Genomic DNA, 13,441 nt, shown 5'->3' with positions numbered 1-13,441 from the left:
TGTCCTGCGGTCCGTGCTGTCCCGCGGTCACTTCGCGGCCGCGGGAACGAGGGAGCCCCACCGGATCCGCGTCGCCGACAGGCAGACGATCAGCGCCGAGACGGCCACCGCCGCCATGCCCGGGACGAGTCCGGCCGCGCCCGCGATGAAGCCGATCAGGGCCGGGCCGACGAGCAGCCCGGTGGTGCCCATCGCGGCCACCAGCGCCAGGGCGTCGGAGCCCTTCGCCGCCGCGGCGACGTACACGCACGGCGTGACGGCCGCCGCGCCCAGACCCACGCAGGCGAAACCGGCCAGCGTGGGCACCACTCCGCCGGCCAGCAGGGCGAGCGCGAGCCCGATGCCGGCCACCGCGCTGCCGACGCGCACGACGCGCCCGTCGCCCCACCGGGTGCGCCAGCGGTCGGCGAAGACACGGGCCACCAGCATCATCCCCGAGACGACGGCGATGCCCATCGGCGCGAGTGTCCCGGACGCCTTCGCGACGTCCTTCATGTAGAGCGCGGACCAGTCGTTCATCGCGCCCTCGGTCACGGTGCCGAACACCATGGCGCACCCCATCCACAGCGTCATGCGCGACGGCACGGTCAGCGCCGAGCGGCCCCTCTTCGCGCCCTCGGGTGCCTGCGCGCCCGGGGCTTCGCCCGCCGCCTCGGCCGGCTGCGGCTCCCCGTCGGTGAGCAGCCCCGGCCGGGCGTACGCGAGCAGCAGCACCAGCAGGACGACGGCGGCCCCGAAGTGCGCGGTGAGGGCCGACGTCACGAGGTTGACCCCGGACGCCAGCAGGGCCGCGCCGAGCAGTCCGGCGCTGAAGGTGGCGTGCAGTTGGGCCATGGCGGTGCGCTGGAACCTCGTCTCCAGTGCGGCGCCCTGCGCGTTCATGGCGACGTTCAGCGCCCCCACGCCGACGCCGTCGCAGCAGATGACCAGCAGGGCCACCGGATAGTTCGGCACCACCGACAGGAGCACCAGCACGGCCGCCAGCAGCAGGGCCGACGCGAGGGCCAGCCGCCGGGAGCCCAGCCGCCGCATGAGGTACGCGACGAGCGGGAAGGAGGCCGCGGCCCCCGCGCCGCAGGCCATCAGCAGCAGGCCCAGCTCCGTCTCGGACAGGCCGAGCCGGGCCTTCAGCGTGGGCAGCCGCGCCGCCCAGGTGGCGTACTGGAAGCCGAGGATGCAGAACAGTGCGGCGATGGCCCACTTGGCGCGGCGCGCCTCGGCACCGGCGCGGAACCCGTTCATCAACCCGCTTCCTCCCCTTCGAGGGCCCGGCTCGCGTGCACCCCTGTCGACATGTAGACGGCGTTCGTGCCGTACCCCGGCGGGACGTGGACCTCGGGATGCGGCCGGTAGCCGTGCGCCCGCCAGAAACCCTCCATCCCGTCGATGGCGACCAGGGAGATCCGCTCGTACCTCCGCGTGGCGGCGACCTCCGTGAGATGGCGCAGCAGCCGCAGCCCGAGGCCCCTGCCGCGCAGCGGCCCGGCGACGACGATGTCGTGCAGATGGAGGTTGCGGGTGTGGAAGGTCAGTTCCTCCGGCCGGCTCAGGTCCGGGTAACGGAACATCGGGTAGGGCAGGGCGAGCACATAGCCCGCGATCCGGCCGTCGAGGTCGAGGACGAAGCAGGTGCCGGGCGAGATCCGGCCCCTGGACTCCAGGGCGGCCTGGCCCTCCGTGAGCGAACTGCCCGCGTAGGCGTCCGCCTCCAGGGCGGCGACCTGCGGCCAGTCGGCGTCGGCGACGGTACGGATGCGCAGCGGGTGGCCGGTCACCGCGTCCCCTCCACGGCCTTGGCGGGCCCGTCGTGTCCGTCGCGCGTCCAGGTGTGGGGCAGCGGGCGGAATCCGTTGAATCCCCGGGTGGTGTAGCTGGTGGCGTAGGCGCCGACGGACAGGATCCACACGGGGTCCCCCGAGGCGACGGCCGCGGGCACGGGTGTCCCCTGGTGCCGGGTGCCGTAGGCGTCGTCGCTGTCGCAGGTGGGTCCCGCGATCACCGCCGGCACCCGGTCCCCGCCGGGGTGGCCGGGGAAGACGAGGCGGTAGCGGAGTTGGTCCATCTCGTAGAGGCCGTTGAACTTGCCGCAGCTCAGGTACAGCCAGTGCGCCGTCTCGCCGCCCGGCTGCTCCCGGGATGTCAGCCGGTACACGTGCGCGCGGATGGCGCCGTGGTCGGCCACCAGGTGGCGGCCGGGCTCGATGACGAAGCCGAGGGGGGCGGGGCTGAGGTTCCTGAGCTGTTCCATGCCGTCGCGGATGACGGCGAACATCTTGTCCAGCGGCGGTTCGAGCGGGCGGCCCTGCCGGTCGAGGTAGCCGAGCGCGGGCAGTCCCCCGCCGAGGTTGACGTGATCCAGCACGATGCCCGCCGTGCCGAGCGCGGCCATCGCGTCGCAGAGCGAGTCGAACGCCTGCCGCCAGGCGTCGGCCGTCATCTGCTGCGAGCCGACGTGCACGGACAGTCCGGCCGGTACGAGGCCGGCCGCCCGTGCCGCGGTCAGTACCCGTACGGCGGCGTCCTGCCCGCAGCCGAACTTCCGGCCGAGGCCCCACAGGGCCCCTTCGCCACTGGTGGTGAGGCGGCAGAAGACCCGGGAGCCGGGCGCGTGCGCGGCGATGGCCGCGACGTCCTGGAGGCTGTCGGTGGCGAAGGTCCGCACCCCGAGCCGGTACGCCTCGGCCAGGTCCGCGTCGGACTTCACGGTGTTTCCGTAGTGGATCCGGTCGGCGGGCACTCCGGTTCCCAGGGCCTGGGCTATCTCGGCGGGACTGGCGGCGTCGAAGCCGGCACCGCGGTCGGCGAGGCAGTTCAGCACCTCTTCGACGGGGCACGCCTTGAGCGCGAAGCGCACAGCGATTCCGGGCAGTTCCCGTACCAGTTGGTCGTACTGGCCCTCGATCCCGGTCAGGTCGAAGACGATGCGGTCCGAGGTCGCGGCGGCGAGGGCGGACGCCAGCCGCGCGGGCAGCTGAGCGTTCACCCGCCCGCGCTCCCGAAGCCGCGGTCCCCGGCCGCCGCCACGAGCGGGGCCCAGGCGCCGGTCAGCAGCGCGAACTCCTCGATGTCCCGTTCGGCCTCGTCGAGGAGCTGGTCGCGCCGGGCGGCCAACTGGTCGGCGAACGCCTCGTACCGGCCGCCCAGTTTGCGGTAGGAGGTGTCGACGCGGTCGAGTCGCCACTCGTTCTCGGAGCGGTCCTGTCCGGTGCTCTCGCGCAGGAAGGCCACGACGGTGTCGGGCCGCACGCGCCCCTGGCCGTCGAGCAGTGTCTCGCCCGCCGCCGCCATCCTGGCGTAGACGAAGTTGAAGTACAGCATGGACAGCAGGAACTTCACGAACCGCGTCTGGTAGGCGGTGAACCCGGCGTCGGTGCGGCGTTCCGGGGTGTAGTAGTTCTCGATGGTGCGGTTGTGCAGTACACCGGGCAGCGCGGCGTCGTGGACCAGGTGGATGAGGAAGTAGTCGCTGCCGATGGTGCTGGTCGCCGGCGGCAGCGGTACGCGCTCGTACACCTCGTGGTCGAAGCTGATGTTGCACATGTCGACGCGCATCGGGTCGACCACGGTGAGCGTCGAGTGGTCCCCGGTGAACCGCGCCGACCCGGCACCGGTGAACGACTCCTCGACCAGTTGCCGCTTGCTCTCGTCGGGCCAGTCGACGGGCGCCCACAGGCTCACGACGTCGTGGTAGACGCCCTTGTCGAGCCGGGCGATCTCGCCGATGTCGACGGACAGTTCGCCGATGAAGGAGGAGCCCACCATGGACACGGTCCGCGGGGCGAGGGCCGGATCGAGGAGTGTCTCGGTCACGTCCTCGGACGCGTCGGCGGCGGTCTTGCCCAGCGACAGCAGTTCGTGGTGGACGGGGAAGACCGTGGCTCCGTCCAGGACCTGGTAGGTGCTGTCGGAGTCCCTGCGGTGCACGGACCGGCAGCCGAGCGCGGCGGCGATCAGGAAGGCCCGGTCGGTGCAGGCGCCGTAGGAGACGTCGGCCGGCAGCAGGAGCCGGAGCACGGTCTCGGGCTCGGCGACGCCGGACCGCCGGATCACGCTGCGCAGGAAGTCCCGCTGCGCCGCCTCGTCGACGTGGTGCACGACGACGTTCGCCGCGGCCGGGAGGTCCGCCGCGGCGCGGGCGTGGCCGGACCGGGTGGCGTCGTCGGCGGAGTCGAGGATCAGCAGGTGGACCTCGACGCCGAAGTGGCGGGCCGCGTACGCCGCCTCCTCGCCGATGGCGGCGATGGTGGTGGAGCACTCACGGTTCGTGGGGAGGGCGAGGCAGATCCGGTCGGGGCGACTCGCGCGGTTCACTCGGCGCCCGCCCGTCCGCTCCAGGGGTCGAGGCCCAGCAGGTTCCGGCCCAGGCCGTCGAGGGTGGCGGCGCCGTAACGGAGCGCTTCGGGCTGGTGCGCGTCGCCGAGCAGGGTGGCGTTCCAGTCCGGGGTGCTCAGCGTCCGCCACGACTCGACCCGCGAGTTCCGCAGCGTCTCGTGCTCTTCCAGGGCGGGCATCATCGACAGGTACTGGCAGGCCCGGACACCGTTGTCGGAGCTGTTGGGCGCCACGCCGTGCGCCAGCATGCCGTTGAAGATCAGCAGGTCGCCGGCCTGGAGTTCGGGACGGACGACCGGGAACTCCGCGCGGTCGATCCTCGGCCTGATCGGGTCGCGGTCCGCGGGCTGCGCCAGCCGCCACTCCTCGAACCGGTGGAACAGCCCGGGTGCGCACTGGAAGCCACCCAGCTCGGGCTGGGTGTCGTTGAGGGCGATGATGCCCTGCACGCGCTGCGGCAGCACCCCGAGGGTGGTGTCGACGTCCCAGTGCAGCTCGATGTCGAAGCCCTCGTCGGTGGGTGCGATGAGGGAGCGGGACCGGTTGCCCCGGTTGGGCGGGTTGAGGTTGAGCCGGTCGAGGGTGACCCACAGTTCCTCGCAGTCCCAGACGTCGACGAAGGCGTCGTAGACGCGCTGGGTCTGCCGGCTGTCCCAGAGGAGCTGGTGGTGGTAAGCCTCGACGAAGCCGTAGACGTGCAGGTCGCGGTCGAGGTCCGAGCGGAACTCGCGCTCCTCATACCAGGTTTCGGGCCGGTCGGGGTCCAGGCCCTGGAATTCCCAGGCGAATTCGAGCAGGCTCTTCGCCGCGCCCGGCGAGATGGCGTTCCGGACGACGACGTATCCGTACGTCTGCCAGAAGGCGTAGTCCTGCTCGGACAGCACGCGCAGCGGCCGGGACTTGTCGATGTGTCTCAGCGGAGTCTGGGCGAGGTAGGTCTCGCCGTCCGCGCTGAAGTAGGGGCGCTCGGAAGCGGCGCGGTACAGATAGGGGGCAGGCGTCGGCATGCAATCACTCCAGGGATCGAGTTCTTCAGCGGCCGAGTGGCTGAACCCCAGATCGCCACGATGATCGAACTGAGGTTCCCTCAACTTGGACTAGACCACTTGCCGGTGTCAACGCGCTCCGGCCGAAGCTGCCGCCAAGTGCCTGCGAACTGCCGGTGGTCGGGGCGACGGCGACCGGCGGCCGTCCGGTCCGTGGCCGGCCCGCCGCAGCCGCCTACGCTGCGGCGCGGGGTGGCGGACGCCGACGTGGTACGGGCATGCCGACGGGGCCCCTGCGGCGCGGCCGTGCCGCGGGGCCCCTGACGCAGGGGTCCGAGGTCAGGCCGCGACGATCCGCTCGGCCGCGGCCGCGCCGCAGACCTGGGCGGCCCCGTGCGTCGCGATGTACAGGGCGCCGCGCGGAGTGGACTGGGGGATGCCCATCTCCACCACGATCGTGTCCGGGCGGGCGGCGAGCAGCACGTCCAGCGCTCGGCGCATCCACGGGTGCCGGTGCTCGTCCCTGACCACCGCGACGACCCGCCGGTCCCGGGCCGAGGCGAGCGCCGCGGTGCCCGCGTCCGCCCCGGTGAAGCAGCCGCTGACGGTGCCCGGCAGCAGTCGCTCCAGTTCAGCGGCGACTCCCCACGGGGTCACGTCCCCGACGGCGATGTTCGGCTCGGGACTGAACGTGGCGACGTACACGGGCCCGTCGACCGCCGGCGCGGCCGTCCCACGCCGCACGCTGAGCGCGCGGCGCGCGGCGACGAGTCCGACCTCCGGGTCCGCCACCGCCTCCGCCCGCGCCGTCCGCCGCGCCTGCACGGTCCAGTGGGCCAGCCTGCGCACCCTGGCGGCGGCGTCGGCGAGCCGTTCCTCCGGGAGTTCGCCGCTGACGACGGCCGCCACCAGGGCGTCGCGCATCTTCAGCACGGTGCCCTCGTCACACAGGCCGCCACCCACGCAGATCGCGTCGGCGCCCGCCGCGATCGCCAGTACCACCCCGTGCTCCAGGCCGTACGCCTCGGAGATGGCCCGCATCTCGATGCCGTCGGTGACGATCAGTCCGTCGTAGCCCAGTTCGTCGCGGAGCAGGCCGGTGAGGATGCGGTGCGACAGGGTCCCGGGGCGTTCCGGGTCCAGCGCCGGGACCAGGATGTGCGCGCTCATCACGGCCTTCGTACCGGCCTCGATGGCGGCGCGGAACGGCACCAGTTCGCGCCGGCGCAGCGTCTCCTCGTCGACGTCGATGCGCGGGACGGCGTGGTGGGAGTCCACGTTGGTGTCGCCGTGCCCCGGGAAGTGTTTGGTCGACGCCGCGACACCGCTGGACTGCAGGCCCTGGACGTACGCCGCGGTGTGCCGCGCCACCAGTTCGGTGTCCGCGCCGAAAGCGCGTACGCCGATGACCGGGTTGTCGGGGTTGGCGTTGACGTCCGCGGACGGCGCCCAGTTGAGATTGACACCGCAGTCGGCGAGCCGCCGTCCCAGTTCGCGGGCGACGCGCCGGGTGAGGTCCGGGTCGTCGACCGCGCCGAGCGCGTGGTTGCCGGGGAACGCGGAGCCCGTGTGCACGTCGAGGCGGGTGACGTCACCGCTCTCCTCGTCGATGGCCACCAGCAGATCGTCCCGTTCCGACCGCAACTGGCCGGTGAGGGCGGCCACCTGTTCCTCGCTGACCACATTGCGGCCGAACAGGGCCACGGAGGCCAGACCTTCTCCGACCCGCCGGCGCACCCAGTCCGGTGCTGCGGTGCCGGCGAACCCCGGCTGCAGCACCGCAAGGGCATCGCGGGTGAGGGTCTCGTTACCGGTGGCAACAGTGATCATCGGAAGCGTCATCCCTTCACGGCACCGGTGGGCAGGCCGGACGGAGCCGCGTGTTGCAGAGGTGGAAAAATTTGCAGAAGACTCAGAAATCGGGCGGGAAGAAGTCAGATGGGCGACCGGACGGCACAGGGCACACCACCGCGACGGCCGGACCGCGCGGTGCCTCCTCCTCCCTCGGGCTCCCTCGGGGTTGCCACCGACCCGCTCCCGGCGGTGGACCGCGCACGCCGCCACCGCGTGCGGGCGCAACCCGTCACGCTAATGGTGTAGACCTGCAAGAGGGAGCTTGGCCTAGACTTTTGGGCAGCGTCAAGGTCACCAGGGGGTCGAACTCGACCATTTGGCGAAGAAAGTCACACCGGACACGGCTACGGACCGCATTCTTCATCTGGACTAGACCATAGACCGGTTGGAGGTTATAACGGGGTCCGTCGACCGAGCCGGGAAGGCAGTCCATGACCACCGACGTCAGCAGCAGCCCGCTCCGCAGGGCCGCGCCCGGCCGCGCGGCGCGCGTCCCGAAGTACTACACGATCAAGCAGCAGGTGCTGGAGATCACGGATGCGCTGAAGCCCGGCTCGCGCATGCCCGCCGAGCGATTGCTCGCCCTCCGGCTCGACACCTCTCGCACCACGGTCCGGCAGGCCATCCAGGAACTCGTGGGTGAGGGCCGGCTCGACCGCGTCCAGGGCAAGGGGACGTTCGTCGCCCGGCCCAAGCTCTACCGCACCCTCCTGCTCACCTCACACACCGAGGACATGCATGCCCAGGGCCTCGAACCCGCCTCGCGGGTGCTGGACGTCCGCCATGTCGAGGCGGACGAGAAGCTGTCGGGCCTGCTCGGCGTCACCACCGGCGAGAGCGTGCTGCGCGTCGAGCGGCTGCGGCTGGCGAACGGCGAGCCCATGGCCATCGAGACGACCCACCTGTCCGCCCGGCGCTTCCCCGAACTGCACGGTTCGCTGGCCAGGTACAGGTCGCTGTACACCGCTCTCGCCGAGGTGTACGGAGTACGCCTGGCGGAGGCCGAGGAGGTCATCGAGACCTCCCTCGCCACGCCTCGCGAGGCCGCGCTCCTCGCCACCGAGGTGGGTCTGCCGATGCTGCTGCTGTCCCGTCACTCCTGGGACGCGCACGGCACACCGGTGGAATGGGTCCGCTCGGTGTACCGCGGCTCCCGCTACAAGTTCACCGTGATGCTGACGCCACCGACGGGCTGACCGCCCGGCGGACTCGACCCGTCACCGCCCGCCGCCCCCGGCCCCCGCACGTCGCCACGCGGTCTCCCCCTCCGACTCCCCGGCTCCGCACGTTCAAGGACGCCGCCGACGTACCGTCCTCCCTCCCCCCCTTCACCGACCTCGCTCTGGAGACGGTCCTGTCCGGCCCCAGACCCGACGCACCTCCCCGCACGGCGAGCACCAGGCGGCTTGCCGCGGGCTCACCACCCGCCCGGCGTCCGGACGCCGGGGCAGCACCGAACGACGAAATGGGCGTGAAGTGAGCGATACAAGCACGGTGGACGCGCTGGCGGCGGCGTTGGTCGACGCGCGCGAGGCCGCCTGCCTCACCCAGGAGGACCTCGCGGAGAAATCGGGGCTCAGCGTGCGGGCCATCCGCAACCTGGAGACCGGCCACACCGCACGGCCCCGGAAGCAGTCCCTGCTCCTGCTCGCCAAGGCCCTCGGTCTGTCCCCCGCGGAGGTGGCCCGGCTGCTGCGCACACCCCGCACCGAGAACCGCCCCGAGCGGCCGTCCTGGCTGCTGCCCGCGGAACTGCCCGCGGCCCCGGTCGGCCGGCTGGTGGGACGGGAGCGGACCGCCACCTCCCTGCGGGCCCACCTCGCCGTGCGACCGGCCCGCGGCCACGGACGGCCCGCGGTCGTCGTCGGACCTCCCGGCGCGGGCAAGACCTCCCTGGTGCTGGAGGTGGCACACGGCGTACGCGATCTGTTCCCGGACGGACAGGTCTTCGTCGATCTGCATCCGGCGGCCACCGACCCGTTCACACCCGACAAGCTCGTACGCCGCATCCTGCGCTCGCTCGGCGGCGTACCCGCCGCGGAGAACCCGGAGGAGGCGAGAGCCCAACTGCGGGACGCGCTGAGCCGAAGACACGTCCTGGTGGTCCTCGACAACGTGGACAGCGAGGCGCAGGTACGGCCGCTGCTGGTGGACGACGCCCGCAGCGCGGTCCTGGTCGCCGCGCGACGTGAACTGACCGCGCTGCCCGCGCAGGTGCGGCACCTGATCGGGGCGCTCGGCGCCCGGGACGCCCACCAGTTGCTGGAGGACCTGGTGGGGACCGTGCGCACCCGCGCGGAGCCGTCGGCCGCGACGAGCATCGTGCGCTCCTGCGGACGGCTGCCACTGGCCCTGCACATCGCCGGCCTGTGGCTGTCGGCACGGCCGCACCGGACACTCCGCGACCTCGCCGACCGGCTGGTGGACGAGCGGAACCGCATGCCGTTCCTGCGCGTCGGAGACCTGTCGCTGGAGGCGAGCGTGGCGGCCTGCCACCGGGTGTTACCCGCCCCCATCGCGGCGTCGCTGCGCCGGCTCGGCGCGGTGCGCGGCGACTTCGGCGTCGAGGACGTGGCCGGCCGTGCCGCACCGTCCCGGCAACTGGCCGTGGACCTCCTCGACGAACTGCAAAGCCGCCAGGTCACGTATGTCAGCGAGGTCCGCGGGAACGGACAGGTCCGCTACCGCTTGCACGACGCGGTGCGGCTGTACGTGGCGCACTGCTGCGCGGGCCCGGCGGACGGCGACGGCCGCCCGGCGGGCCATGTCTGGCTCCCCCGCCAGACGGGGCGCACCCAGCACCGGATCCAGCGGCTGCGCCACGTCACATGAACCCCGCGGTCCGGCCCGCCCGCACGGCCGCACGGGCCGGGTCCGAACCGTCCGCCGTACGGTCCTCGGTGACCGTGTCACCGGGGCATGGCACCATCGCCGGAGGAGCCAGGGAGGTGCCCGTGCAACTGCGCAACGTCTCGGTGGACGATGTCGACGCGTACATTCGGATGCGGTGCGATCCCGTCATGATGGCCGACCTGGGCGGCCCCCTGCCGCGGGCAGGCATGGCGGACAAGGTCCGGCGGGACGCCCGGCAGGCCGCGGCGGACCTCGCCTGGCTCAAGATGATCGTCCCCGATCCGGACGTCCCGGACGTGGTGGCGGGGACCGTGACGCTGTGGTCCCATGACGGCGAGAGCGGACCGGTCTCCGAGATCGGGTGGATGGTGCTGCCGGAGTTCCAGGGGCAGGGGCTGGCCAAACGCGCCGTGCGCACCTTGCTCGAACAGGCCCGGGACCAGGACCGGTGGGGTGTCGTGCACGCCTTCCCGGCGACGGGGAACGCGGCGTCGAACGGCATCTGCCGCTCGGTCGGCTTCCGGTTCGTCTCGGAGGTCGACGTCACCTTCGCGGGCCGCGTCCTGAGAACCCGTCACTGGGCCATCACTCCGCGCACGGATCTGAACTGAGGACGGCGCGGTGCGGACGGGCCGCGTCGCCGCGGCCGCCAGCCCGCCCCGCCGCGGCCGCCGGCCCGCCCCGCCCGGTGACTACGCCTGCTGCGGAAGGCGGTAGACCGACACATGAGAACGTGACTCGTCGGTGAACTCGGCGCCCGACCAGTCCGCGTGCCTGGCCTCCAGCTCGAACCCGGCCAACTGGGCCATGAGGTCCAGTTCGGCCGGCCAGATGTAGCGGTGCGGGCTGCGGTCCAGCCGCGCCTGGCCGGTCTCGTCGAAGTGGAAGTGATGGGAGACGACTCGCTGGCGCAGCACGTCATAGGTGTCCAGGCCCAGATAGCCGGGTTCCGAGTGCCAGACGGTCGCCGCCTGGCCCGGCGGGAGCTTGCGCAGTTCGGGTACCCACAGCTCGATCACGAACCGGCCGCCGGGCCCGAGGTGGCGGGCCGCGTTACGGAAGCACTCGACCTGCTCGGCCTGGGTGAGCAGGTTGGAGATCGTGTTGTAGACCAGATAGACGAGGGTGTATGCGCCGGGGGCGACAGTGGTCGCCATGTCCCCCATGACCACCGGGATGGTCGCCTCGTCCGCCTTCGCACGCAGGCGCGCCACCATCGGCGGTGACAACTCGATGCCGGTGACCGGTACGCCGCGCGCCGCGAGCGGGACGGCCACCCGACCGGTGCCGATGGCGAATTCGAGGGCCGCGCCGTCACCCGCGAGCCCGGCGAGACGCTCCACGGTCGGCGCCAGGACCTCCGGCGCGAACATACCGGTACCCGGTGTGTCGTACCGCTGAGCGGTGTCGGCGTCGTAGATCTGCTGCGGTCCGTCCGTCTCCTCCTGCATTCCGCCAACGTTCGCGCCCCGCAGGGCCGATGTCCAACGAATATCCACCGGCGACGAGCACCGGACCGCCACGGATGAGGGGGCACGCTTGTCCGGGCGGGCCGCCGCGCAGAACACTGACCTGGTGACAGACGAGGTGACCCAGCAGCTTCTCGACCGTTTCGTCGGCGCCCTGTGCGCCCTGCCGTCGCTGATCGCCGTATGGGCGCACGGCTCACTGGCCGGCGGCGACCACCGGCCGGGGATCAGCGACCTCGACCTGATCGCGGTGGTCGCCGAGCCGTGCACGGCCGCGGAGGAGGAGCAGTTGGCCGCCCTCCACCGGGACCTGGCGACAGCCTTCCCGTCGGCGTCCGCGCTGCACTGCGGCTACGTCGTGGCGGACACGTGGGGCGACCACACCCGCCGCCATCTCACCTGGGCGCACGAGGAGCTGATGCGCCGGCCGGTCACCGCGGTGACCCGTTGCGAACTGCTCCGGTTCGGCAAGGTCCTGTACGGGCCACCGCCTGCCGGGCTGCTGCCACCCGTCACGGACCGCCAACTCGCCGACTTCGTCGTCGACGACCTCTCGTCCTTCTGGCGCCCCGCCCTGGACCACCCGGACCGGTGGCTCCGGGACGTCTGGGTCGACCTGGGACTGCTCACCCTGGCCCGGGCGCATGTCACGCTGCGCACCGGACGGCTGATCACCAAGTCCGAGGCGCTCGACGTCCTGAGGGACCTGAACGCCCCGGCGGACGTGGTCGAGGACATCAGGCGACGCCGGTACGGTCCGCCGGCTCCCGCCCCCGCCCCCGCACCGTGGGCCTCGCGCCGAGCGGAACTCACCCGTGTCTTCCTCCGCCGCGCGATCGAGGACGTGGTGGCCGGCCACCGCCCGTAGCGGCCCGGTGCCGGGGGGCCGCGGTGCCGGGTGGCCGCGGTGCCGGAGCGGTCCCGCTCGCCCACGTACCCTGGCCCCGTGCCACCCTCCCGTCTGCATCGCGTCGCCGTCCTCGTGCTCGACGGGGCGAAACCGCTCGACGTCGGGATTCCCGCGCAGGTGTTCACGACCCGTGCGAGCATGCCCTACGAGGTGCGGGTGTGCGGCGCGGAGCCGGGCCTCGTGACCGGCGGCGACGGGCTCTCGTACCACGTCGCGCACGGCCTCGACACGCTCGCGTGGGCCGACATCGCCTTCGTCCCCGGCTATCGCTTCCCGGACCGTGACGACCCGCCGCGGGCCGTCGTGGACGCCCTGGTCGCCGCCCACGACCGGGGCGCGCGGCTCGCCGCCATCTCGACGGGTGCCTTCGCGCTCGCCGCCACGGGTCTGCTCGACGGCAAACGGGCCACGACACACTGGCACTACACACGGGCGCTCGCGGCGAAACACCCGCTCGTCCAGGTCGACGAGAACGTGCTGTTCGTCGACGAGGGCGATGTACTGACATCCGCGGGGGCCGCCTCCGGCATCGACCTGTGTCTGCACATCCTGCGCCGCGACCTCGGCGTGGCGGCGTCCAACCACGCGGCCCGGCGGCTGGTCGCGGCCCCCTACCGCAGCGGCGGCCAGGCCCAGTACGTGCCGCGCAGCCTGCCGGAACCGCTCGGCGAGCGGTTCGCCGCCACCCGCGAGTGGGCCCTGCACCGGCTGGACGAGCACCTGACCCTAGAGGTGCTCGCCCGGCACGCGGCGGTGTCCCCCCGCACGTTCTCCCGGCGTTTCGTCGAGGACACCGGGTACACGCCGATGCAGTGGGTCATGCGCGCCCGTATCGATCTCGCCCGGGAACTGCTCGAACGTTCGCAGCGGAGCGTCGAGCAGATCGCCGCCGAGGTCGGTCTCGGCACCGGCACCAATCTCCGGCTGCACTTCCAGCGCATTCTCGGCACCACGCCGAGTGAATACCGGCGCACCTTCACCCAGGGCGAATGATCCGCCGCCGCGTGGCGTGATCCTTACGAACCGTGGCACTCCCG

The 13,441-nt window shown here is 72.4% G+C and carries 12 protein-coding genes; 5 read left to right on the top strand and 7 right to left on the bottom strand.

The features are described from left to right. Positions 1–27: 27 nt before the first annotated feature. From ACFC09_RS06785 to ACFC09_RS06760, 6 genes are all read right to left on the bottom strand, one after another. On the bottom strand, positions 28–1,242 hold the full coding sequence (locus tag ACFC09_RS06785) for an MFS transporter (RefSeq protein ID WP_376524515.1): 1,215 nt from the start codon (positions 1,240–1,242) through the stop codon (positions 28–30). Further along, entirely contained in the window at positions 1,242–1,775 is a 534-nt protein-coding gene (locus ACFC09_RS06780) for a GNAT family N-acetyltransferase (RefSeq protein WP_376524514.1), read from the bottom strand. Before ACFC09_RS06780 ends, ACFC09_RS06785 begins: the two co-directional genes overlap by 1 nt. Then, positions 1,772–2,983 carry a type III PLP-dependent enzyme gene (locus ACFC09_RS06775; RefSeq protein ID WP_376524512.1) on the bottom strand — a complete coding sequence of 404 codons (1,212 nt, stop codon included), beginning with the start codon at positions 2,981–2,983 and terminating at the stop codon, positions 1,772–1,774. Before ACFC09_RS06775 ends, ACFC09_RS06780 begins: the two co-directional genes overlap by 4 nt. Continuing rightward, a complete protein-coding gene (locus ACFC09_RS06770; protein WP_376524511.1) occupies positions 2,980–4,311 on the bottom strand; it encodes a DUF6271 family protein in 1,332 nt (443 codons plus the stop codon). Before ACFC09_RS06770 ends, ACFC09_RS06775 begins: the two co-directional genes overlap by 4 nt. After that, entirely contained in the window at positions 4,308–5,339 is a 1,032-nt protein-coding gene (locus ACFC09_RS06765; protein WP_376524509.1) for a phytanoyl-CoA dioxygenase family protein, read from the bottom strand. The genes ACFC09_RS06770 and ACFC09_RS06765 overlap by 4 nt, the downstream gene beginning before the upstream one ends. A 318-nt stretch (positions 5,340–5,657) precedes the next feature. After that, entirely contained in the window at positions 5,658–7,148 is a 1,491-nt protein-coding gene (locus ACFC09_RS06760; protein ID WP_376524507.1) for a glycoside hydrolase family 3 protein, read from the bottom strand. Positions 7,149–7,603: 455 nt separating this feature from the next. Here ACFC09_RS06760 and ACFC09_RS06755 point away from each other — a divergent pair, with 455 nt between their 5' ends. The 3 genes from ACFC09_RS06755 to ACFC09_RS06745 all read left to right on the top strand — a co-directional run bounded on the left by ACFC09_RS06755 (position 7,604) and on the right by ACFC09_RS06745 (position 10,636). Further along, positions 7,604–8,368: a GntR family transcriptional regulator gene (locus tag ACFC09_RS06755; RefSeq protein WP_376524506.1), complete on the top strand. Its 765-nt coding sequence runs from the start codon at positions 7,604–7,606 to the stop codon at positions 8,366–8,368. 280 nt (positions 8,369–8,648) lie between these two features. Next, positions 8,649–10,004, top strand: coding sequence for a helix-turn-helix domain-containing protein (locus ACFC09_RS06750; RefSeq protein ID WP_376524504.1), 1,356 nt, complete (start codon positions 8,649–8,651; stop codon positions 10,002–10,004). 122 nt (positions 10,005–10,126) lie between these two features. Beyond that, complete coding sequence (locus tag ACFC09_RS06745) at positions 10,127–10,636, top strand: GNAT family N-acetyltransferase (protein WP_376524724.1); 510 nt, start codon at positions 10,127–10,129, stop codon at positions 10,634–10,636. Positions 10,637–10,717: 81 nt separating this feature from the next. On the opposite strand, the gene ACFC09_RS06740 is transcribed toward ACFC09_RS06745, so the two are convergent. Then, complete coding sequence (locus tag ACFC09_RS06740; RefSeq protein ID WP_376524503.1) at positions 10,718–11,476, bottom strand: class I SAM-dependent DNA methyltransferase; 759 nt, start codon at positions 11,474–11,476, stop codon at positions 10,718–10,720. A gap of 124 nt (positions 11,477–11,600) precedes the next feature. Here ACFC09_RS06740 and ACFC09_RS06735 point away from each other — a divergent pair, with 124 nt between their 5' ends. Together ACFC09_RS06735 and ACFC09_RS06730 are read left to right on the top strand one after the other, a co-directional pair. Next, positions 11,601–12,362 carry a nucleotidyltransferase domain-containing protein gene (locus tag ACFC09_RS06735; RefSeq protein ID WP_376524501.1) on the top strand — a complete coding sequence of 254 codons (762 nt, stop codon included), beginning with the start codon at positions 11,601–11,603 and terminating at the stop codon, positions 12,360–12,362. Positions 12,363–12,440: 78 nt separating this feature from the next. Continuing rightward, on the top strand, positions 12,441–13,397 hold the full coding sequence (locus ACFC09_RS06730) for a GlxA family transcriptional regulator (protein WP_376524500.1): 957 nt from the start codon (positions 12,441–12,443) through the stop codon (positions 13,395–13,397). The last annotated feature ends 44 nt before the right edge of the window (positions 13,398–13,441 follow it).

Source organism: Streptomyces sp. NPDC056161, assembly GCF_042268025.1.
In the GTDB taxonomy this organism is placed as follows: Bacteria; Actinomycetota; Actinomycetes; order Streptomycetales; family Streptomycetaceae; genus Streptomyces.
The sequence above is the reverse complement of the archived record's forward strand: the minus strand, read 5'-3'. Positions and strand labels throughout refer to the sequence as shown.